Annotated in this window: 19 protein-coding genes and 1 pseudogene; 7 read left to right on the plus strand and 13 right to left on the minus strand. The window is 66.2% G+C overall.

Annotated features, from left to right (window positions below):
• Window positions 1-65: 65 nt before the first annotated feature.
• On the minus strand, window positions 66-389 hold the full coding sequence (locus HHAL_RS12435; RefSeq protein ID WP_011813185.1) for a BON domain-containing protein: 324 nt from the start codon (window positions 387-389) through the stop codon (window positions 66-68).
• A 286-nt stretch (window positions 390-675) separates the two neighbouring features.
• Between HHAL_RS12435 and HHAL_RS01890 the strand changes: the two genes are divergently transcribed.
• The 4 genes and pseudogenes from HHAL_RS01890 to HHAL_RS01905 all read left to right on the plus strand — a co-directional run bounded on the left by HHAL_RS01890 (window position 676) and on the right by HHAL_RS01905 (window position 4,663).
• Window positions 676-1,272: a PAS domain-containing protein gene (locus tag HHAL_RS01890; protein ID WP_011813186.1), complete on the plus strand. Its 597-nt coding sequence runs from the start codon at window positions 676-678 to the stop codon at window positions 1,270-1,272.
• A gap of 46 nt (window positions 1,273-1,318) precedes the next feature.
• Window positions 1,319-3,211 (plus strand): annotated as a pseudogene (locus HHAL_RS01895) (CheR family methyltransferase); the annotation flags it as partial.
• Between the two features lie 144 nt (window positions 3,212-3,355).
• A complete protein-coding gene (locus HHAL_RS01900; protein WP_041595002.1) occupies window positions 3,356-3,766 on the plus strand; it encodes a hypothetical protein in 411 nt (136 codons plus the stop codon).
• Between the two features lie 243 nt (window positions 3,767-4,009).
• Complete coding sequence (locus HHAL_RS01905) at window positions 4,010-4,663, plus strand: LysE family translocator (RefSeq protein WP_011813189.1); 654 nt, start codon at window positions 4,010-4,012, stop codon at window positions 4,661-4,663.
• An 81-nt stretch (window positions 4,664-4,744) separates the two neighbouring features.
• Here HHAL_RS01905 and HHAL_RS12440 read toward each other — a convergent pair whose 3' ends face one another.
• From HHAL_RS12440 to HHAL_RS01920, 3 genes are all read right to left on the minus strand, one after another.
• Entirely contained in the window at window positions 4,745-5,977 is a 1,233-nt protein-coding gene (locus HHAL_RS12440) for an HD-GYP domain-containing protein (RefSeq protein WP_011813190.1), read from the minus strand.
• Between the two features lie 97 nt (window positions 5,978-6,074).
• Complete coding sequence (locus HHAL_RS01915; RefSeq protein WP_011813191.1) at window positions 6,075-7,040, minus strand: zinc-binding metallopeptidase family protein; 966 nt, start codon at window positions 7,038-7,040, stop codon at window positions 6,075-6,077.
• Between the two features lie 152 nt (window positions 7,041-7,192).
• Window positions 7,193-7,393: a CPXCG motif-containing cysteine-rich protein gene (locus HHAL_RS01920; RefSeq protein WP_011813192.1), complete on the minus strand. Its 201-nt coding sequence runs from the start codon at window positions 7,391-7,393 to the stop codon at window positions 7,193-7,195.
• Between the two features lie 162 nt (window positions 7,394-7,555).
• Between HHAL_RS01920 and HHAL_RS01925 the strand changes: the two genes are divergently transcribed.
• Window positions 7,556-8,230 (plus strand): SRPBCC family protein, encoded by a 675-nt coding sequence (locus tag HHAL_RS01925; RefSeq protein WP_011813193.1) that lies wholly within the window; start codon window positions 7,556-7,558, stop codon window positions 8,228-8,230.
• Window positions 8,231-8,233: 3 nt separating this feature from the next.
• On the opposite strand, the gene HHAL_RS01930 is transcribed toward HHAL_RS01925, so the two are convergent.
• From HHAL_RS01930 to HHAL_RS01970, 9 genes are all read right to left on the minus strand, one after another.
• Window positions 8,234-8,764, minus strand: a complete 531-nt coding sequence (locus HHAL_RS01930) for a DUF2269 family protein (protein WP_011813194.1) — start codon at window positions 8,762-8,764, stop codon at window positions 8,234-8,236.
• Window positions 8,765-8,953: 189 nt separating this feature from the next.
• Complete coding sequence (locus tag HHAL_RS01935; RefSeq protein ID WP_041595003.1) at window positions 8,954-9,277, minus strand: hypothetical protein; 324 nt, start codon at window positions 9,275-9,277, stop codon at window positions 8,954-8,956.
• Between the two features lie 37 nt (window positions 9,278-9,314).
• Window positions 9,315-10,709 carry an ABC transporter ATP-binding protein gene (locus HHAL_RS01940; RefSeq protein WP_011813196.1) on the minus strand — a complete coding sequence of 465 codons (1,395 nt, stop codon included), beginning with the start codon at window positions 10,707-10,709 and terminating at the stop codon, window positions 9,315-9,317.
• Window positions 10,706-11,470: an energy-coupling factor transporter transmembrane component T family protein gene (locus tag HHAL_RS01945; protein ID WP_011813197.1), complete on the minus strand. Its 765-nt coding sequence runs from the start codon at window positions 11,468-11,470 to the stop codon at window positions 10,706-10,708. The genes HHAL_RS01940 and HHAL_RS01945 overlap by 4 nt, the downstream gene beginning before the upstream one ends.
• Window positions 11,448-12,047, minus strand: a complete 600-nt coding sequence (locus tag HHAL_RS01950; RefSeq protein ID WP_011813198.1) for an MptD family putative ECF transporter S component — start codon at window positions 12,045-12,047, stop codon at window positions 11,448-11,450. The genes HHAL_RS01945 and HHAL_RS01950 overlap by 23 nt, the downstream gene beginning before the upstream one ends.
• Complete coding sequence (locus HHAL_RS01955; protein WP_011813199.1) at window positions 12,044-12,733, minus strand: SDR family oxidoreductase; 690 nt, start codon at window positions 12,731-12,733, stop codon at window positions 12,044-12,046. The genes HHAL_RS01950 and HHAL_RS01955 overlap by 4 nt, the downstream gene beginning before the upstream one ends.
• A complete protein-coding gene (gene hutX, locus HHAL_RS01960) occupies window positions 12,730-13,287 on the minus strand; it encodes a heme utilization cystosolic carrier protein HutX (protein WP_011813200.1) in 558 nt (185 codons plus the stop codon). The genes HHAL_RS01955 and hutX overlap by 4 nt, the downstream gene beginning before the upstream one ends.
• Complete coding sequence (gene hutW / locus HHAL_RS01965; RefSeq protein ID WP_011813201.1) at window positions 13,277-14,635, minus strand: heme anaerobic degradation radical SAM methyltransferase ChuW/HutW; 1,359 nt, start codon at window positions 14,633-14,635, stop codon at window positions 13,277-13,279. Before hutW ends, hutX begins: the two co-directional genes overlap by 11 nt.
• Before the next feature lie 10 nt (window positions 14,636-14,645).
• Entirely contained in the window at window positions 14,646-16,742 is a 2,097-nt protein-coding gene (locus tag HHAL_RS01970; RefSeq protein ID WP_187147873.1) for a TonB-dependent receptor plug domain-containing protein, read from the minus strand.
• Between the two features lie 379 nt (window positions 16,743-17,121).
• Between HHAL_RS01970 and hemP the strand changes: the two genes are divergently transcribed.
• Together hemP and HHAL_RS01980 are read left to right on the plus strand one after the other, a co-directional pair.
• Window positions 17,122-17,328: a hemin uptake protein HemP gene (hemP, locus tag HHAL_RS01975; protein ID WP_011813203.1), complete on the plus strand. Its 207-nt coding sequence runs from the start codon at window positions 17,122-17,124 to the stop codon at window positions 17,326-17,328.
• Between the two features lie 180 nt (window positions 17,329-17,508).
• Entirely contained in the window at window positions 17,509-19,560 is a 2,052-nt protein-coding gene (locus HHAL_RS01980) for a TonB-dependent receptor plug domain-containing protein (RefSeq protein ID WP_011813204.1), read from the plus strand.
• The last annotated feature ends 4 nt before the right edge of the window (window positions 19,561-19,564 follow it).

Here is a 19,564-nt window from a genome sequence, read left to right on the forward strand (position 1 = left end):
TTCCGGATTCGGCGCGACCACAGGGGGCGCCAGGCCCCCTGCGGGAGGGGGCCACCACGACGCCACTACGCTGCAAGCCGCAGGCAGTTCCTCACCGAGGTGACGCCCGGTAATCCCGCCACGCGGACGACCATCTGGTTCATTTGCTCCGCGGTGTTCGCAAGACCGCTTAGTTGCACGACACCAGCGAACGCCTCGATGTGGACCTGCACGCCGCGCAACCCGGGTTCCTCCTGCAGGGCCAGCCGCACCTGCTCGGCCACGGCGAGGTGATCGAACGCGAAGCTGTCGCCTTCCTCCCTCCGATTGGCGCATGGGGCGCCAGGGATCAACGGAGCGTCCGCGCTGGATTCCCGAACCGGGCTGGCTGTCGTGTAGATGCTTTTCATGATCGACCTCGCGCAGTGTCCTGTGGGAACTTGCCCTCTGTCCCGCGCTACGCGGGCATGCACCCGGTCAGTCCGCCGGGTGCGCAGCAGCGACGGGCGAGACAGCGTCAGGCCGGAACGCGGCCGGCGTCGGTTCGTTACCGCACACACCGCGATGCCGCCGGGGAACAGCGACCGCGCCACGCCCGTCTTTTCGCCCCCGCCCTGCGGGCAGACGCGCTACCATGGCGATACATCACCGTCACGCGGGCAGCGCGCACCCGGACTGCCTGCCCCCGGAGGCACCATGAAGTACGACGCCGCTGCACAACCGAGCGCCGAGACGCGCTTGCGCCACGAGGCCGAGCAACGCCTGGTCGACGGCAACGCCCCCAGCGCTGGAGGCTGGACCATCAGCGCCGAGACCCTTTCGCTGCTCTACCGCTTGGCCAGCCAGCCCGAGCGAGCTGCCGATGCGCTGAAACTGCTGCACGAACTGCAAACGCACCAAGTGGAACTCGACTTGCAGCAGGAGTACAGCGAGGCGAACGAACAGGCACTCACCGAGGAGTTGCACCACTACCGCACACTGTTCGAACACGCCCCGGTGGGCTATTTCGTGCTGGATCTCGAGGGGCGTCTTCTCGATACCAATCGGCTCGGCGCGGAATGGCTCAACCTCGAGGCGAGCGCCGCAGCCGGTCAACCACTGAGCTGGTTCCTGGATCCGGGCTGCCGCCAGGCGTTCACTGCACTCCTGGAGACCCTGCGCCAAGGGGGATCGGGCGCAACCTGCCATGTCTGTACCCCCAATGGCGCAGACGCACCGCAGCGCTGGCGGATCGACGCCGCTCTCGGGCCAGGAGTGGACAACATCCTCGTGGTCGCATCCGCGACCGAGTGATCGGGCGGGGCCGGCCGGCGTGAACACGGCGGGCGTGGATGCGCCTTCGGCGTCCTTGAAGCGAGTCCTGACGTTGCTTCGGCAACGGACGGGGCACGACTTCTCGTTGTATAAGCTCAACACCCTCCACCGCCGCATCGAGCGCCGCATGGTCGTCCACGGTGTCGATTCGCCGACGCGCTACGCCGCATTGCTGGAGGCGCATCCGCAGGAGCTCGACTTCCTATTCCGGGAGCTGCTGATCGGGATGACCAGCTTTTTCCGCGATCCCGAGGTGTGGCAACGCCTGGTTGCAACCGTTCTTTCCGATCTGCTGGCACGACAACCGGCGGAGCAGACACTTCGGGCCTGGATCATTGGCTGCTCCACGGGCGAAGAGGCGTATTCCCTGGCCATGGCACTTTCGGAAGCCATGGATCAGGCCGAACCGCTGCAGATCCCGTCGGTCCAGATCTTCGCCACCGATCTGAGCGCAGAGGCCATCGATACGGCACGGCGCGGCGCGTATCCACCATCGATCTGCGGCAGTGTATCCGCAGCCCGCCTGCGGCGATTTTTCACTGCCCACGAGCACAGCTACCGGATTCACCCCAGCATCCGGAGCATGGTGCTATTTGCCCAGCACGATGTGGTGCTCGACCCGCCGTTCACCCAGCTCGATCTGATCCTCTGCCGCAATCTGCTCATCTACTTCCAGCCCACGCTGCAGCGCCGCCTGCTGCCGCTCCTGCACTATAGCCTGAAACCGGATGGTGTACTGGTGCTGGGCCTTTCAGAAACCATCGGCCGGCTCCATCGACTATTTGCGCCGATCGACGCACGCCTGCGACTCTACCGGCGCCAGCCGAGCAGCCCGGGTGGCGGACGGGGTTTCCTGTTGAACGCGTTCCCACCATTATCCTGCCCCGCGGAGGAGGCCCCGTTGTCGCCCCCCAACCAACCGCCCCCTGCCGCCGAGAGCCTGTCGACCGCCGTCGACCAAGTGCTGCTGCAGTCCTACGCCCCCGCCGCGGTGCTACTCAACGATGACGCCGACGTGGTCTACATCAGCGGACGGATCGGCCGCTACCTGGAGCCGGCTGCCGGGAAGGCCAACTGGAATGTCTACGCCATGGCGCCGGACGGTCTGCGTGAACCACTTTACAGCGCACTGCAACAGGCCGCGGACCAGCACCGCCCCGTCCAGCGCCACGGCCTGTGCGCGGCCCCGTCCACCGGCACGCAGCTTGTGGACATCACGGTGCAGGCGTTCCGCGAGCCCGGTCCCCTGCAAGGGAAGACCCTCGTCGTATTCCGCGACGCTGTTGCTCCGGTGCAGCCCCTCGGCGGCGCCAACGCCCGCCCCGGGGATGATGAGGCCACGCACGCCATCGAGTTGCAGCAGTATCGAGACCAGATCGAGCGGCTGCGCGCGCAGGACCGGGCGTCCCGCGAGGAGTTGGAGCACACCAATGAAGCGCTGCAGTCCACCAATGAGGAGCTGCAATCCGCCAACGAGGAGCTGACCACCACCAAGGAAGAGACGCAGTCGATGAACGAGGAACTGCACGCCATCAACAACGAGCTGCAGGGCAAACTCAACGACCTCGCCCGGGCCCAGAGCGATATGCAGAACCTGCTCAACAGCATCGATATCGCCGCGCTGTTCCTGGACCAGGACCTGAACGTGCGCCGCTACACCGAGCGCGCCACGCAGCTGTTCAACCTCCGCGAGAACGACCTCGGCCGCCCGCTGAGCGAGCTAACGACCCGCCTTCGGTACCCCGAACTCCAGGAGGACGCGCTAGGCACCCTGGGCACCCTGACCATCTCGGAACGCCAGGTGCTGACCACCTGCGATCAGCGCTGTTTCACCGTACGGATCATGCCCTACCGCCGCCTGGACAACGTCATCGACGGGGTCGTGATCACCATCGTCGATACCACCGGCTCGGGCTGAGCACCGCGCCGCTCGGCATGGCCGCCCGGCAGCCCCCGGGGCAGGCGCGTGCCGCGGGATTCCCCCAACCAAATCACGTTGTGCAGCGCACACCAACGCGCCACTTTAGATGACGCAACGTTCCAACACATGCGGAGGTGCGGAATGTTCGGTGCAACGCAAAAGGCCCTTGCCCTGATCGTGCTCGGGGTCGTCGGAGTCATCTACGCGGGTATGAACGTCCATGAATGGGCCTGGTGGCAAACCGCCGGTACGCAGCGGGAGCAGTACGATGCGGTGATCATCGGTCTCAATGGCCTCGCGGGGCTGTGCATGATCATCGGCGGCGCCTTTGGGGGTGACCGGTACTATCGAGACACCCACGAAGGGGATTGGCTCGGCGGAAGCGGTGGCGGCGGCGCAGCCCTGGCCCCCAGAATGCCGCTGCGGATCGACCGCGAGATCTTCTTCAGCACCCAGGGCAGTGCGGCCCCGTTTGATCTGGCCATCAAGCTCGGCTTCGTGATCCTGCTCTGCGGCCACGCCCTGATCGTCTACTCCCGGGCGGTGAGCTAACGGACCACCGAGGCACGGGGGCAGACAACAACCGCTCCAGCCGGGGGCGGACACCACTGCGGTGACCGCCCCCGGTGTTCCACCTCCCTTCCCAGGCCCTGGCACGGGCCGACCGAGTGGAAAAGAACTTTCTGATCACCACCTGATTACCACGTAGGCTGTACCGTGCGCCGGCCCGTGGACGCCACCCCGGCGCGCCGATAAGCTGCGGCCGAACGGACGGCCCACGATAGATTCGAAGCCATGGTACTGAGCGACTGGCTACTGCTGCTCACCGTCTGCGCACTCGGGGCCATGACGCCGGGACCGAGCCTGGCAGTGGTGGTGCGCCATAGCCTGAGCAGCGGCCGGCCGGCCGGACTCGCCGCAGCCGTGGCCCACGGGATCGGGGTCGGCGGGTACGCGGCCCTGAGCGTCGCCGGCCTGGCCGGGCTCCTCGCCGCACACCCAACCCTGCTGGCCGCCGTGCAGGGCCTGGGGGCCGCGTATCTGGCCTGGCTAGCCGTGCAATCGGCCCGCCAGGCCCACTCGAGCGCCGCCGCCTCGGCCACGGCGCATCCCCACTCCACCGCGTCGAGCGCACCCCCCGGCAACCGGATCCAGGCGGCGCGCGACGGCTTCTTAATGGCATTGCTCAACCCGAAGATCGCCCTCTTCTTCCTGGCGATCTTCAGCCCGTTCACCGACCCCGGGCAGGCGGCCTGGGAACAGGCCCTGATGGTGGCCGTCGCCGCCGGGGTCGATATGGGGTGGTACGCCGCAGTCGCCACGCTGTTCGCCCTGCCCGTCTGGCGGGCGCGGCTTGCAGCCCGGCAACGGCTACGCGAAGGCATCTTTGCTGTCGTGCTGGGGATGCTGGCGCTCTACACCGCCTGGGTCGCCTTGGGGAGCGTTTAACCCCGGCCTCACGCCTTTGGCCGTGTTTCGGACCAACGCCGCACCGGGGAACCGGCGCGGATCCGCCGGATCAGGTGGCCATCAGCCGCGCTCGGCGCGGTCGACGGCCTCGCCCCACTCGTCGTCGTAGCCCCAGGCCATGTGCGGCGAATAGAGCACGCGCAGCTCCTCCTGACGATAGACGCTGCGGATCTCGACCCCCTCCTCCTCGGCCAGGGCCCGGAACCGGGGGCGAATGAAGATGCTGCCGTCCGGACGACGCAACAGGAAAACCTGCGGGGCCATACTGCTCGGCCCGCGTCGGGTGACCACCGCGGTCTCTCCGGTGTTCAGACCGACCAGGGTGCCCGGCGGGAAGATCCCCAATTCGCGAATGAGCAGCCGGGTCAGGGTGGCATCAAACCGGCGACCGGCATCCTCGTAGAGCTCGCGCAGCGCGTCGCGGATCACATGGGCCGGTCGATGGGCACGCGGGGTGACCATGGCCATGTAGACATCGGCGAGCATGACCACGGCGGCCTCGGTACCGATCTGCCCTTGCGTGAGCCCCTGGGGATAGCCGGAGCCGTCCATCCGTTCGTGGTGCTCGCGGACGGCGCGCAGCCACTGCTGGTCTTCCAGACCCGCGGCCGCCAGCACGGCCACGGAGCGTTCCGGATGCCCATGGATTTCGCGGCGCTGGTCGTCACTCAGGGCACCTTCTTGCTGATCCAGCTGTTCCTGGAGGGCCAGCATACTCAGATTGCCCGTCAGCGAGGCACCGACGACCGCCCGACGCTGCCCACCGTCCAGCGAAGCGGAACGGGCGAGCAGGTCCGCAACGACGGCCTTGCGGATGGGATGGAGCACGAGGTTGGGAAACTCGCGATTGATGTGCGCCGCGGCGAGGGCCGCATCCGCATCGCGGTCGATCAGGTTGCCGAGCTGACTGATCATGCCCTCGAGACGCGGCAGGAAATCGCGCCGGCCGAGATCGATGGCGTGATGGACCTTCCTCAGCGAGGTAGCGCAATGGTAGAAGCTGACAAAGGGGTCGAACTTCAATTCGCCGCTGTGGTTCTCCCAGGACGGACTGCCGTCACCAGTCACCACCACTTCATCACGAAACGACGCGGCACGGGTTCGCCCCGCCTCCAGGAGCATCTGGCGTTGCGCATCGCTCTTGAGGATCCGACCGGAGCGGAGCAAAAGGCGATCGTAGGTATCGTAGATCGAGTACGGCACCGGCCGGCCGACCACAAGATCCCGACCACGCACCGGCACAAAGGGGTCGGTTGCCACCTCCTCGGAGCTATGCCTCGCGTTGTCGTTCATCAGGCCCGGTGATCACCCTAGTCGATCATCCTACAGCTTGCCGGCACAGGCCCCAGTCCGCAAGCGCGCCCTGCATCCACGCAACCGGCCACTGCGCTCAGAGTCCCTGGGCACCCCGCCGCAACCAGTTATGTACAAACGCCATTTTATGACGGGCGTGGTCCGAAAGCACGAACGGGTAGAGATCGGATAATCCCATGGAACGGTTGACGTGGTTGATGCCGAAGCTGAGCGTGACCGCGATGCGGATCAACCGCTCGGCATCGGGTTCCGTATAGGGGTCCCAGCCGGCGTCCGGCATCTGGGGCGACGACAGCCCCGTGGCGACGAAGCTGTCGGCAATGTCGGTCAGATGCAGCAAGTGCGCCGCCGTCTCCGCCCAGTCTTCATGGGGATGCGCGGAGGCGTAGCTGGTCAGATAGTACTGCTGCCACCCCGCCGGCGGACCGTTCTCGTAGTGGTATTGGAGCGCTGCTGGATAGTCGATCCGCTCGTCACCGAACATGGCGCGGAACGCATCGAGAAAGTCCTTGCGCAGGCTCAGCCGCCACCAGAGCATGTGGGCGATCTCGTGGCGCATGTGGCCGATCATGGTGCGATAAGGCTCGTCCAGCGCCTCGCGGCGGGTGGTGACCAGGACTGGCTCCACCTCCGCCACGCTGATGGTCACCACCCCCTCCGCGTGGCCCATCGGCACCGGGGTCGGGCCTTCCGCCAGCAGGTGAAACACCGGCCGGGCCCCCGGGTCCTCCGGTCGGAACCAGTGCCAGCGGCCGAGGTTATCCAACACCCAGCGCTTGGCTGCCTCGGTCTGTGCCCAGTTGGGGATGGCATTGGGGATGCCCGGATCCGGGGCCAACTCGGTCATGGCGCACGAGCGGCAGAATGCGCCCTCTTCGGGCGCGATCCAGTTACAGCCGATCCGTTCGCGATTGGCACAGAACGGCCTCATGGGCAGGAAAGCCCGGGCCTGGGGGTCGTAGGCGACCGGCGTCCCGTCGGCCGTGGCCAGGTTGTCGAACCACAGGGAACCGCCACCCACTGGATTAGCAAAAATGCGCATACCCCCAGTCTATACGCCCGCCCGGACCAACGCCTGCACCGATTGCTTACGAGTTGGCCGCGGAATCGACCTTCGGCGCCTGGACCCACCGCCCCGAGGGGCAACGACCCCACGCCTTCCCCAAACGGATCACCCTGCTCAAGCCCGGCGGCTCAGTCGTCGCCGCGGCGCAGGGTCAGTTCGGGCTCATCGGCGCCCAGGGGCCAGCGCACCGCCACCTCGATGGGGGCGCAACAGACCGGACAATCCTCGACGTAATCGGCCTCCGCGCCGTCCGTATCCACTACCAGCAGGAAGGGCTCACCGCAGTAGGGGCAGGAGGCGGTGCGCTCGGGTCGCCAGTCGGAATCCATCGGGGCCTCCGTGGTATGGGACAAGGCGTCCCCCGACGCCTAGCCAGGACGGTTGGCGGGTATTCCTCACCGATCGCGGCGATTGTGGCCTATGCTTGTCGTGATACCAATCGCCGACCAAGGGCTGCTCGCCCCCAACGCCGGTCTGGAGGGGACACGCCGATGGACGACCGCCGATCCTCCCCCCGCCGCTCCATCGGCGGCCGGCGTACCTCGCGCCTCGGAGCGATCGGCCACACGGCCCTGGTCGCGGCCCTCTCGCTGTTAATCGCCCCACCCATCGGCGCCGCCGAGATCCTGGAACGTGACTTCGAGGTGCGCCGTCCGGACTTCGAGTTACGGGTCGTCGCCCGACTGGATGCGCCACGGGAGGCGGTCTGGGCGGTGCTCACGGACTACGAGCGGCTGGCCGAGCTCTCTCCCGGGCTTCTGGAGAGCCGGATCATCGCCAATGACGAGGCCCGGGAAATCCTCGTGGCCACCGTCACCGAAGGCTGCCTGCTCCTGTTCTGTCGCAAGGTGCAACGCGTCGAGGCCATGGAGGAAGACCCACCGGGACGGATCCGGGCCCGCATCCTGCCGGAGCACAGTGACCTGCGACACGGCGTGACCGACTGGCTGCTGGAGGATCACGGGGAAGCCACGCACGTGACCGTCCATGCGCGCCTACGCCCCGATTTCTGGGTCCCGCCCGGGATCGGGCCCCGCCAGATGCAGCGTACCTTCATGCGCGACATGACCGAACTCATGGAGCGGGTCGAGACCGAAGCCCGGTCGGCCCGCCGCAGCGAGACCTCCGGGGCAGCGGACCGGTCGCCATACCTGAACCGTTCCTGAGGATCAGCTCGCGCCGGCCCCGCCCTGTTCGGCATCTACGGACCTACGCGGCCGATCCAGGTAGGAGCGCCAGCGCGGCCGCCAGACACCGAGCACCACATTGGCGATACAGATGATCAGCACCACCCAGAGCACCAGCGGTTCGTTGTTGACGTAGCGCGGGATCTCATCGACGCCGATGCGTCCGGCGGCGGCCGCCTCGGCCGCTGCAGCAGTCTGCATCGCGTTGCCGTGGATAAAGGCCAGGGTGGCCGAGAAGATGCTGAAGCTGAGAATCCCCTTGATCCAGACCCAGCCTGCCTGCCGGAACCCGGCGTACAGCGCCATGCTGAGCAACCCCGATAGAAACACCACGGCCAGCGACGGGAGCAGGAGCCAGTTGGCGATCGCGGCGATGCTACCCCGAATGACGGCGTACTCCTGTATAGCCTCCGGATCCGGGGCGATGCCGAGCAGGATCAGATGGACAGCGACGGCCCCGGTGAGGCCAATGGCACCGAGGGTGTGGAGGATCTTGAGTGATTTGATCAGCATCAGTGGCCTCTTGCGTGGCGGCAGAACCCCAGCCTATCAAGGCTGCCACTCGCCCTGCCCGGGTTCGAGGGGCATCCGGCGGCTAAGGGGCGGTTCCCCGGAGCGCCGGAGTCCCTCTGCCGCGCACACTGAGGGAGCCCACCCCGCTGACTCCTGCTACTTGCAAACGCGAGTCATTCGCATTTATGATCAGACGACCATACCAGCCCGGTCCAGTCCCGAGGCCGGGCCGATTCTCGATACGGAGAACGAGCTATGATCATCGATGCAAGCGAGCGATTCCGGCAGGGAAGACGCGCAAGCTGGCACTCCAGAGCATCCGCCCCACAACGAGGTCGAGCTGAGAGACACGAACTCCCCGATGTACATGAACTCCATGAACTCCATGAACTCCATGAACTCCATGAACTGCAGAGCCTCACAGCCTCCGGCGAGTTTCGTCAGGAACTCACCGAGTGCGCAGCCAGGCTGGGCATCAGCGAGGAACTCGCGGTTGCTGTCGCGGTCAAGCATCTGCACCAGTTCATTGCGGACTGATCACCATCTCCCGTCAGCAACCGGGGAGGGTCAGCTGACGTGTGCACGCGCATTCGATCAACTCCAGATCGTGCGTGATCACCATCACGCATGTGCCAGAGTCGGCGATGCGCTGCAGATTCTGCACGATGATCGCCAGGTTGGCGCCATCCAACCCGCTGGTGGGCTCATCCAGCACGAACAGCTCTGGCTTGCGGGCGTGACCGCATGCCACGACCAGTCGCTGCTTCTCGCCACCGGATAAAGACTGCGGGTGGCGGTGCCTTAAAGCGGTCAGTCCATACTCGTGCAGCAGCCCTGCGATCCAGGCCGGGTCTGTTTGCACTCGAGCCCCTTGCGCGGCGCTCGTGATCTCTTCCTCCACCGTGCGCATGTGCAGCTGATGGTCGGTGTTCTGGAGAACCACACTCGTACGGTGCATCAGCGCGCAGCCGCTCAGGACGCGGCCTCGTACCCGGATTTCGCCGGCATCCGGCCTCAGCAGGCCGGTCAGTAGCCGGGCCAGGGTCGTCTTACCGGCCCCGTTGGGGCCGAGGACCCCGACAATCTCCCCGGAGGGCAGGCAAAGGTCCATGCCCTTGATCACCGTCGGCCCGTTGCGATAAGCGAAGGCGAGTCCGGAAACCCGTAGATGCCCCTCGCCGGACGCAGGAACTTCAGGCAGTGCACCGCGCTGATCCACCACCTCGAGCCGACGCAGCCCAAAACGAAGCCGCTCCCGCGCGACTTCCGATGCGGACCCGGACATAGCCAGACACCCCCCCTCCATGACCAGGATGCGGTCGACCAAATCGGTCAACCAATAGAGCCGGTGGTCGACAATCACCAACGTGACGCCCTCCTCGCGCAGTTCAGCGAGGTGGTCAGCAAGCTCGCGGGTCGCTTCAGGGTCGAGATTGGCGGTCGGTTCATCCAGAACCAGGACGGACGGGGCACGCGACATCACTTCAGCCAGCCCCACCCGCTGCTTCTGCCCGTCGGAAAGGTCGTAGACACTGGCATCGGCCAGACCGGTCAGCTGGAACCGCCCCATCGCCCAACGCACCCGCGCCTCAATGACCGCGGGGTCCTCGCCGCGCTGCTCGTGCGCGAAGGCCAGCTCATCTTCTACATGCAACGCGAAGAACTGCTGCTCGGGGTCCTGAAACAGCGTGCCGACCCGGCTGCTGATCTCGGCCAGGCTGGCTTCCCGGGGGCTGTAACCGGCAATTCGGGCCTGCCCGTCCCACTCGCCCTGGTAATGGTGCGGGATCAGGCCATTGATGACGCGAACCAGAGAGCTCTTACCACACCCCGAAGCGCCCGTGACTGCGATGGCCTCGCCGCGGGCCACGTGCAGGCGAACCCCGGTTAACGCAGCCTGACTCTGGAACGGATAGATGTAGGTGATGTCGTCTAACGTGATCATGACCACCCCGCTCCTTGTTCGAGCCACAGCGAACCGGCGACCACCAGGGCCGCCATGACCAGGAATGCCCAGTCCGAGCTACGGAGACGGTCCGCACGATAGCGAGACGCCTGTGTGCCGCCACCGAGCCCCTTGAGTTCCGCGGCCACCGCGAGGTCATCCGCGGTTCGCAGCGCGCGGAAGAGCAACGGCATGAAGATCAAGCGCAGCGAGGCAATCGGGTGGCGCAACAGCAGGAATGGGCCGGGCTTATACCCCTTGAGCCGCACCGACTCACCGACCTGCCGGATATCGAAAAGGAACGCCGGTACGAAGCGCACCATGGAGACCGCGGGCAGGTAGAGCCAATACGGCAGGTACAGCGACTTCAGGGCGGACAGTGCCCCCTGGACGCGGGATGACAGCGCCATCGCCAGCACGGTATTGAGCAGAATCGCTGAGCGGAGGAATGGAACGATGACGTCGGCGATGTCGCCATAACCCAGCCGCGGGAGGACGAGCCCCATCAGCTGCATGAACCCCATAGCCATGAGCCAGAGGATCGCGAAGAGCAGGTAGGCCCCGATCAGGATCCCGTACCGTCGAGTCAGAGCGGCGTAGGCAGCACTGACGGCGAACAGGCTCAGCAGCACCCCCGGCGACTCGAGCACGATTACGGTTACCGCAGCAGCTACGCTGATCAGCATCTTGGTCCGCATCGACACCCGGTGCAGCGGGGTCTGCCGCCCCTCGGGCGCATCAGTGATGGATGATACCGGCATGACGCAGCTCCTGAATGAACCGTCGACCCAGCCATAGTCCGAGCAGGCTGCCCAGATAACTCAACGTCACCACAGCGGCAACCATCATCAGCAGACGTGGCTCCTCGCGAACCATCAATGCGCCCACCCCGAGACTGATGGCACGGACCAGGAACTCATGGACGGCGATCCCGATCAGCAACCCGACCATGCGCCGATAACCGCCGAGCAGCCAGATGACCCCCTCGGCTAGAACACCGGCTAGCAACGACGCCGGTATGCGTACCGGATTACCACCGAGGATCAGGATGTCAACCACGGCACTGACCAGCAGAAAGATGGTCAACGTGCCCAGGCGCTGGACCCTGTGCAGTAGCACCAGAAGCAGCGCCGTCGATACGATGCTGCTGGCCATGAGCGTGACCGGATTCATGCCGCCGCCGAAGAGCACGATCAGCAGTCCGGTAACCTTCGCCAACGCGGCGAAGGTGCCCACCATCACCAGATCCGAGACGGACCAATAACGACGGCCTCGCCGGAGGGACCCTGGCGCTGAGGCTGCACTGAGGTCCGAAACGCGGGGGTCGATGGTGCTCATGGCGACGCCCCCTTCTCCGGATCTACGGTTTGGCGTCGCCGCGCCGCGGAGGGCTGGGTCGGATCAATGGCCGAGAAGGCCTGACCATCACCGTCCTGCTGGTCGATGACCGCCTCAAGCAATGCCGCGAGATCGGCACGCCGGATGTTGCCGTGGGCATCAACGGCCCGCGTAAGTTCGGCCTGCCCCGACGGTGGCCCATCCAGCAAACCGCCGGGACGGATCAGCAAGTGGGGCAGCCCCGAACCCCGCAGATAGTTCTCCGCGCGGGTCTTGGCATCGACGATCTGCCCGAACGCCTCGATCGCCTGGCGCGATCGGTAGGGGCGCGTTTCACCGCAGCCGATGGCGGTGACAAGCACCACACGGTAGGGATCCCAGCCGCGGGCCGCATCCGTGATCAGCATGTTCCCCATCTCATCCACGAAGCGGCCCCTCTCGAGCATCCCGGACACCGTCGAGACCACGGCTGCGCCCCGGCCCGCAGCCTCGAACGCACGGGGCACCGAATCCGCATCGGTGACATCGCCCTCGATGACATCGACCCCCAACCGCTCGAGTCCCTCGGCCTGCTGCAAGGCACGGGCGAGCGCCACCACCCTTCGGCCGCGGTCCCGCAGACGCTCGGCCAGCAACCATCCCACGCCCCGCGTGGCCCCGAACAACAGCACCGTCCGCATAGTCATGGCGCCTCCTCGCCGTCCCCGACCCACAGGCGCGGACGACCGGTTCTTTCCGCAGCCAGGGTCTGGAAACGCTGCAGCTGATCCGGTCGCACGCGCCTTTGCTCGTCTCGCCCGAGGAAGATCTTGAACATGCCCTCCCCTTCCGTGTTGAAGAACTGCAGCGAAGCCGTATCGCACCCCATGAAGGGACGACGGACCAGGAGAATCGCGGCGCACCGTTCAGGACGCAGATGGCCTCCCAAAGCCCCCTGTCCCTTCAGGTTGTAGAACCCGTGGGCACACTGGCCGGGCGGCATACGGCACCGGACCTCCAGGATCAGATCCTGGTTGTGAACGATGACCAGAACCTCGCCCCAGTCACTCACCTCTTGGAGCACCGACTCGAAGTGCTCGCCGGAAACCTCGCACCAGAACGACCCCGGCAGGCAGCGGGTGGCATCGAGGGGAGGCAGCCCGTGACGGCGAGCCACCTCCTCGATCACCGCATCCGGTTGTTCCGCAAGCTCCTGACGGACGGCCGCATGGGCCCGCTGCCTCGTGTCCTCAACCTGCATGTACCCTCCTCTCGGCATCCAGTGCCTGGCCACAAATCTGCTGAAAACCCGAAATGAGATTCGGCGCCCAGAACCGCCCTGCCACCGTCAGATGGAGGTCCTCGCCGCTCCATACGACTAAACCCGCTTCCACCCAACGCTCGATCAGTTGCCCGGGCCGTGGATCGGCCCGGACCGGCATCGGCATGCGCGCACGGAGGGCAGGCACCTCGAGACGACCAACCTCAACGCCGCCCATCAAGGCGTCACGAAGGGGCTGCAGGGCATCCGAAACCCGCATCATGGCCACCGGTTTGTCACCCCGGGAGACAGCTCGCTCGTAGGCCTCCAGATCCGGGGTGTTGGCGTAGCTGTAGGGCTCTCGACTGCCGCCGGCTCCGGCACCGAAAGCGAGTGTCTCGGCGCCGGACTTGATCAGGAGGTTGTAGAGGTTGCGCTCGCGCGGCGTCCGGGCCCAGTGGCTGTTACTGATCTGCCGCCAACCCGCAGCCGTCAGCGCCTCGACCGCCTCCGCGTAGAACGCTGCCTGCTCCGGGAGCCCGGCCGGCTGCTCGATGCTCCCGCGCTCGACCTGCTTTTGCAGCGGAGTCCCCGGGATGAGCTTGAGCGCGTAGGTGTCCAGGCCGTCCAGCCCCAGCTCCTGACAGCTGTCCAGATCACGGTGCCAGCTGTCCATGTCCTGCCCCGGCAGACCGAACATCAGGTCGGTGATCACGGCGCCCTGCTCTTCGCTGGATAGCAGCGCAAGGCGCTCGGCCACCTCCTGCGCGGTGGCGATGCGGCCCTGTCGGCGGCGCACCTCGGTATCAAAGCTCTGCACACCGACCGAGACCCGATTGACCCCGCCGGCAAAGGCGGCGCGGACCTTCTCCTCGTTTAACCCGACGACGCGGGCTTCCAGAGTAATCTCGCAATCTGCGGCGAGAGGTAGGTACTCGCGGAGCACCTCCAGCAGCCGCGCCAGATCTTCCGCCGGCAGGTCGCTAGGCGTACCACCACCCAGATACACCGCCTGGATGGGCCGCTCCCCGACCAGTGGCTGACCCGCATCAAGCCGAATCTCCTCGATCAGCCAGTCGATATACCGGCTCAGGCGCGGCGCCGCGGAGCGGTGGCGGTAAAAGCCGCAGTACAGGCAGTTGCCCCTGCAGAAGGGGATGTGCACGTAGGCCAGACGCTTGCCGGCCGCCGGCTCCCGCTGCGCCACCCCGGCCCAGTGGTCGGGGATCTCTGGCGCAGATACCGATTGTTTGTCCTGCCGGGGCATGACCGGGCTGCGCGCGGTGAACGCGTAGCGCAACGGATCGCTCGTAACCGCGGGGTAAAGGCTTCCCAGCAGATCGCGCATGGTACCCCCCCTACCAGTCGAGTTCCGCGGACACGTAGTAGAAGCGCCCGCGCACTGGATCCGGCATCAGGCCGTAAAGGTGACTCGCCTCGTCTGACTCACGAGAGAGGCCGACCTGCGCGGGATCCGTGCCGTAGGGGCGTTCATCGGTGGCGTTCTCGACGCCGATGCCCAAGGTGACCCCCGCCGGCAGTTGCTGGCGCAGCCCCAAGTGCAGCAGCGTATAAGGCTCGCCGATTCCGGCCTGGTCACCGACATGCTCGACCCGCGTGTGAGCCATGGCTCTGAACCAAGGCGGTGTCTCGGCAAGCAGGCTGGCGCGCTGACGCGGGCGGCTCTCAAGCCGGTCGCCGGTCTCTCGATCGTGGGCGGCCAGGTAGGTGTAGTTGGCACGGACCTGGCTCCCGTCCGGCCAGCGCCAGCCGGCGTCCAGTTCCACCCCCTTGGTGCGGGCCTCGTCGATGTTGTCGTAGCGGCGCACATGGGCTCCGTCGGGTCGCGCCTCACCCGTCCGCTGCTCGACAATCTGATCCTCCACCTCGGTGCGGAACAGCGTAATGGCCGCGCGGCGATGGTCGCTGATCCGCTCCAGGGCCAGGCTGTAGCTGCGGGAGCGTTCCGGGTCGAGGTCCGGGTTGCCGTAGAGATGGAATTGCGCCTCCGGGTCCGGCATGTGCGAGTGGTCCATCTCGTAATCCTCGGAGAGCTGGAGCAGGTTAGGTGCGGCGAACCCCTCCGCGTAATCAGCCTTGATCCGTACCTCGTCGTTGATGGCGTATACGCCGCTAACCCGGGGGCTCACTTCCCCGCCATACTCGCTGTGCCCGTCCAGGCGGGCACCAAGGGTGACCAACAGGCGATCACCGAGCAGGTGGCTGCGGTTCTCGAGCCCCACGCCGTAATGGTGGGCCCGCTTTCGGGGTACCTCGGGCTCGTCAGCCACCTCCCGCTCGAAGGTCTCGCGCCGATAATCAACAACCGCGCTCAGACGCTGCAGCTCGCTCCACCACAGCCCACCGCGCGCCTGCGCGATATCCTCGGTGTGCTGCATTTCGCGGGGCGCCATTTCAAAGACCGGCACCGCTTCTTGATCGGAAGACGGGCTTTCTCCGGGAGATGCTGGCGGCCAGTCGACAAATGCTCGGATTTGCTCCCGCTCCGGTTCCTCGGCCTCCACGCGGGAGCGGTAGAGCTGAACCTGGCCATCCCAATCCGTGCGTTCCAGTTCGTAGGCCGCGCCAAACGCGTAGCGAGTCCATTCGACGCGCGTAGGCGCGTCGCCAAGCTCATCCAGATCCCAGATCGCGCCGTACATCTGCTGCCACGGGGGGAGTTCCTCGTCCCGGGGCTGGTCCCGCCCGGTCCGCTCCTCTTCCCCTGCACTGAGGAAGAATTCGAGCTCTTGCCCGGGAGCCAGATCGTAGAACAGGCTTGTGTAGCCGCTTAGCGCCTCGCGCCCCTCTTGGTAGTACTGGTCTTCGCTGTCGTCGTGATAATCGGGCAGCAACGCCGGCTCGGTATCGACAAAGTCCAGACCCGCCATCGCACTCCAGCGCTCACTGAGTGGCCCACCGGCAAACAGCGAGTAATGCTGCTCCTCGCCGTCATAGCCCGAATCCAGGCTGCCGAAACGGGCGGTTGCGGTGCCTTGCCACTCATCGGTGGGGGGCCGAGTGATGATGTTGATGACGCCACCGAGCGCGTCGGCCCCGTGCACGGCAGAGGCGGGATTACGGACCACCTCGACGCGTTCGATGGCGGCGGTGGGTGGCAGAGCACCGGTGCGGAAATCATTGTGCGGGAAGAGTTCGTCGAGGTTATTGAGCCGACGCCCGTTGATCAGCATCAGCGTATGGCGAGGCTCAAGCCCCCGGATCTGGGGCCGTTCGCGACCACCCCGGACGGCCGTGGTGTCCACACCCGGGGTATCGCGCAGGATCTCGTCCAGGGTGGTGACCGGCCGACGCGCGATGTCCTCCCGGGAAACCTCGCTGTAGCCGGCAGGCGCCTGCTCGCGGCGCACTGCATCCAGGGCGGAGGTCACCACGACATGATCCAGCCCCGCGTCGCTACGGCCCTCCCCATCGTTCCCGGCAGGCCAGACCACACCGCTTCCGGTACACAGGCCCAAGCCAAGGCAGGCCAGACCCATCGACCGGCACCGCCCCAGCGCTCCACAGGATCTGTACCCCATTGCCACCTCCAGTCAGGCCAAAGAGCCAGCAGTCAAGGCGGGTGCAGATCAAGCGCACCCCCTCCCAGACCTGGCTGGCCCGCGCTGACTGGCGGCTGGCTAGGATTACGTAAACGATAACGATTCGTATTCCGGAGTCAACCCTGCATACTGACCCGGGTCAGGAACCATCGCTTGCCCGCCCCATCGCGGCGGGCTAGAATCGCTACCGACAATGATTCTCATCCGCACTAAAGCGGGTGTGCGCCCGGAGACACGGGCAAAAACGAACGGCTATCGAAGGGAAGGAGCCATGACCAGAGAGGATCAGGAGCCGACGAAATCCCGCGTACACCAAGAGGCCCGCGCCCCCGGCACCGATCGGGAACAGCGGCCGCAGATTCCGCGCATCGACAGCGCGACCCTCTTCAACGGCGGGCAGCGTGTTCTCATCCACCACCGCGGCGAGGATTACCAGCTCCGGGCAACCCGCCAGGGCAAGCTCATCCTGACCAAGTAGGTACCGGCGCCTCTCACGCACTGCGCCGCGGGCCACTTTCTACCGTTTTGTATTCCATTTTAGCAAGCCAGGTGCACCCCCCCTCTCCGCACCCAGCCAGCCAACCCGATACGGGGTCCGTTCGTGGAGCACTCCACACCCCGGACGGGCTGACGACTGGCCAAGAGGAGAGTGATCACGATGCACCCGAGACAAATCCGCACCATCCGGCCGCTGTTCACGTACTCCAGCCTGGTCGCGCTCGTTACACTCAGCGCGGCGGTCAAAGCCGATGACCCCCCGGCGGAACTGCCGGAGGTCTTGGTCGAACCCCCCGAGGAGACGGAAGGCAGCGGCACCGAGCGGAGCGCACGCCAGCAATCCCATCGCCTGCACGACCTCTTCCGTGGGGATTCCGAGACCCACGTCAGCGGCCCGCGGCAGGCCCAGCGCCTCTATCTGCGCGGCATCGAGGGCAGTCAAACCCAGATCACCATCGACGGCGCCCGCCAGGGCCGCGACCTGCACAACCACCGCGGCGGCCTGAGCGGGATCGACCCCGCCTTCCTGCGCCGGGCTGATGCCGAACCCGGTCCGCCGGCGGCCGATGACGGCCACGGGGCCACCGGAGGCTCCGTGCGCTTCGAGACCATCGACGCCGGCGACCTGGTCGATCCCGAGACCGGCTACGGGGGCTTCGCCCGCGGCGTTCGGGGCAGCGCCGCCGATTCCCTGACCACCAGCGCCGCGGGCGCCATCCAACCCACGGATCGCGTCGGCCTGCTGGTCGGGGGCAGCTACACTTCATTGGACGATTACCGCGTCGGCGGCGGGGATATCAAGGAGTACACCGGCTACGACGACCGCAACCTGTTGCTGCGGCTCAACGCCGACGACGGCCACAACCAACGGGTCCGCCTCGGCTACGAGGAAAACGAGAACCGGGGGGAACTGCCAATGAATGCCGGCGACCGGGTCCGGGGCGCCGATGGGCACATCCGCGAGGACGACATCGCCGACCAGCGCATGGTGCGGGAGACCACCAGCCTCAACTACGAGTACCACCCGGAAACGCGGTGGGTCGGCCTGGAGTTCGACCTCTATCGCAACAAGAGCGAATGGGAGAATCGCGACGACGATACCGGTTTCCTCAGCGACGGCGTCGGCGGCCGCCTGGCCAACACCGCCACCCTGGCACGGGGCTCACTCGGTCCCCTGGGCCACAGTGAGAACCGCCTGACGGTCGGCGGTGACCTGTACCAGGACACGGGTGAGGCGGACCACGGAGACATCCTGACCTACGACGCTCAGGGGCTGTTCGTGCAGAACCGGCTGGAGAGCGAGCGACTGGATCTATCCTTCGGGTTGCGCGGCGACTGGATGGAGACCGACTACGAGCAACCCGGCGAGTCGGTGGATTTCTCGGAACTCTCCACCAACGCCCGCATCGGCTACTGGGCCACCCCCTCCACGGAGATCTTCGCCGGCTACGGCGAGTCCGCCCAGGGCCGCTCCGAGACGGTCGCACTGCATTTGGACCGCAACATCGACACCGAAACGCGGATCGACTACGACGAGCCGCAGACCAGCACCACGGCGGAGGCCGGCATCCAATCCGAGCAACCGCTGGCCGGAGGCTATCTGGAGCTGTCGGGCACCCTGTTCCGGACCGACATCGACGATCTGATCCTCTACGAGTACGAGCGGCCGACGAACCTGGGACGACAAACGCCTCAGAGCGTCTACAACCTCGACGAACAGATCACCACGGAGGGCTATACCCTCAAGGCAGCGTGGCGGGGGGAGGACCTCTACAGCGCATTGAGCTTCACCCACGACAAGGTCCGCGGCCTCGACAGTGGCAATGCGCTAGGTACCAGCCGCCCCGATGCACGTCAGCAGCTGGTTCGGACGGTCGGCCCGCAGGGCGACCGCCTCGTCTGGGACAACGTCTACCAGCTCCACCCCGCCTTCCAAGTGGGCTACACCCTGAAGATGGTCGCCGATCTGGAGCGGGTGATCCCCGGGGATGGAGAACGTGACGGCTACAACATCCACGACGTGCAAATGCGGTGGCAGCCCCCGGGCGAGACGGATGTCACCGTTTACTTCGTAGTCCACAACCTGTTCGATGAAGAGTACGCCGGCCATACGGCGATACCGCAGTACGAAGCCGGAGAGACCGTGGCGGACAGTGACTACCTGCGGGAGCCGGGACGGGACATGCGCCTCGGCGCCAAGGTGCAGTTCTAGGGGG

Source organism: Halorhodospira halophila SL1 (assembly GCF_000015585.1).
Lineage (GTDB): Bacteria > Pseudomonadota > Gammaproteobacteria > Nitrococcales > Halorhodospiraceae > Halorhodospira > Halorhodospira halophila.

Coding starts and splice junctions, on each gene's coding strand:
- hemP (WP_011813203.1), top strand. CDS start 17,122: ATGACCAGAGAGGATCAGGAGCCGACGAAATCCCGCGTACACCAAGAG.
- HHAL_RS01980 (WP_011813204.1), top strand. CDS start 17,509: ATGCACCCGAGACAAATCCGCACCATCCGGCCGCTGTTCACGTACTCC.
- HHAL_RS01935 (WP_041595003.1), bottom strand. CDS start 9,277: ATGCTTGACCGCGACAGCAACCGCGAGTTCCTCGCTGATGCCCAGCCT.
- HHAL_RS01905 (WP_011813189.1), top strand. CDS start 4,010: ATGGTACTGAGCGACTGGCTACTGCTGCTCACCGTCTGCGCACTCGGG.
- HHAL_RS12435 (WP_011813185.1), bottom strand. CDS start 389: ATGAAAAGCATCTACACGACAGCCAGCCCGGTTCGGGAATCCAGCGCG.
- HHAL_RS01915 (WP_011813191.1), bottom strand. CDS start 7,040: ATGCGCATTTTTGCTAATCCAGTGGGTGGCGGTTCCCTGTGGTTCGAC.
- hutX (WP_011813200.1), bottom strand. CDS start 13,287: ATGCAGGTTGAGGACACGAGGCAGCGGGCCCATGCGGCCGTCCGTCAG.
- HHAL_RS01900 (WP_041595002.1), top strand. CDS start 3,356: ATGTTCGGTGCAACGCAAAAGGCCCTTGCCCTGATCGTGCTCGGGGTC.
- HHAL_RS12440 (WP_011813190.1), bottom strand. CDS start 5,977: ATGAACGACAACGCGAGGCATAGCTCCGAGGAGGTGGCAACCGACCCC.
- HHAL_RS01940 (WP_011813196.1), bottom strand. CDS start 10,709: ATGATCACGTTAGACGACATCACCTACATCTATCCGTTCCAGAGTCAG.
- HHAL_RS01890 (WP_011813186.1), top strand. CDS start 676: ATGAAGTACGACGCCGCTGCACAACCGAGCGCCGAGACGCGCTTGCGC.
- HHAL_RS01920 (WP_011813192.1), bottom strand. CDS start 7,393: ATGGATTCCGACTGGCGACCCGAGCGCACCGCCTCCTGCCCCTACTGC.
- HHAL_RS01950 (WP_011813198.1), bottom strand. CDS start 12,047: ATGAGCACCATCGACCCCCGCGTTTCGGACCTCAGTGCAGCCTCAGCG.
- HHAL_RS01925 (WP_011813193.1), top strand. CDS start 7,556: ATGGACGACCGCCGATCCTCCCCCCGCCGCTCCATCGGCGGCCGGCGT.
- hutW (WP_011813201.1), bottom strand. CDS start 14,635: ATGCGCGATCTGCTGGGAAGCCTTTACCCCGCGGTTACGAGCGATCCG.
- HHAL_RS01945 (WP_011813197.1), bottom strand. CDS start 11,470: ATGCCGGTATCATCCATCACTGATGCGCCCGAGGGGCGGCAGACCCCG.
- HHAL_RS01955 (WP_011813199.1), bottom strand. CDS start 12,733: ATGACTATGCGGACGGTGCTGTTGTTCGGGGCCACGCGGGGCGTGGGA.
- HHAL_RS01930 (WP_011813194.1), bottom strand. CDS start 8,764: ATGCTGATCAAATCACTCAAGATCCTCCACACCCTCGGTGCCATTGGC.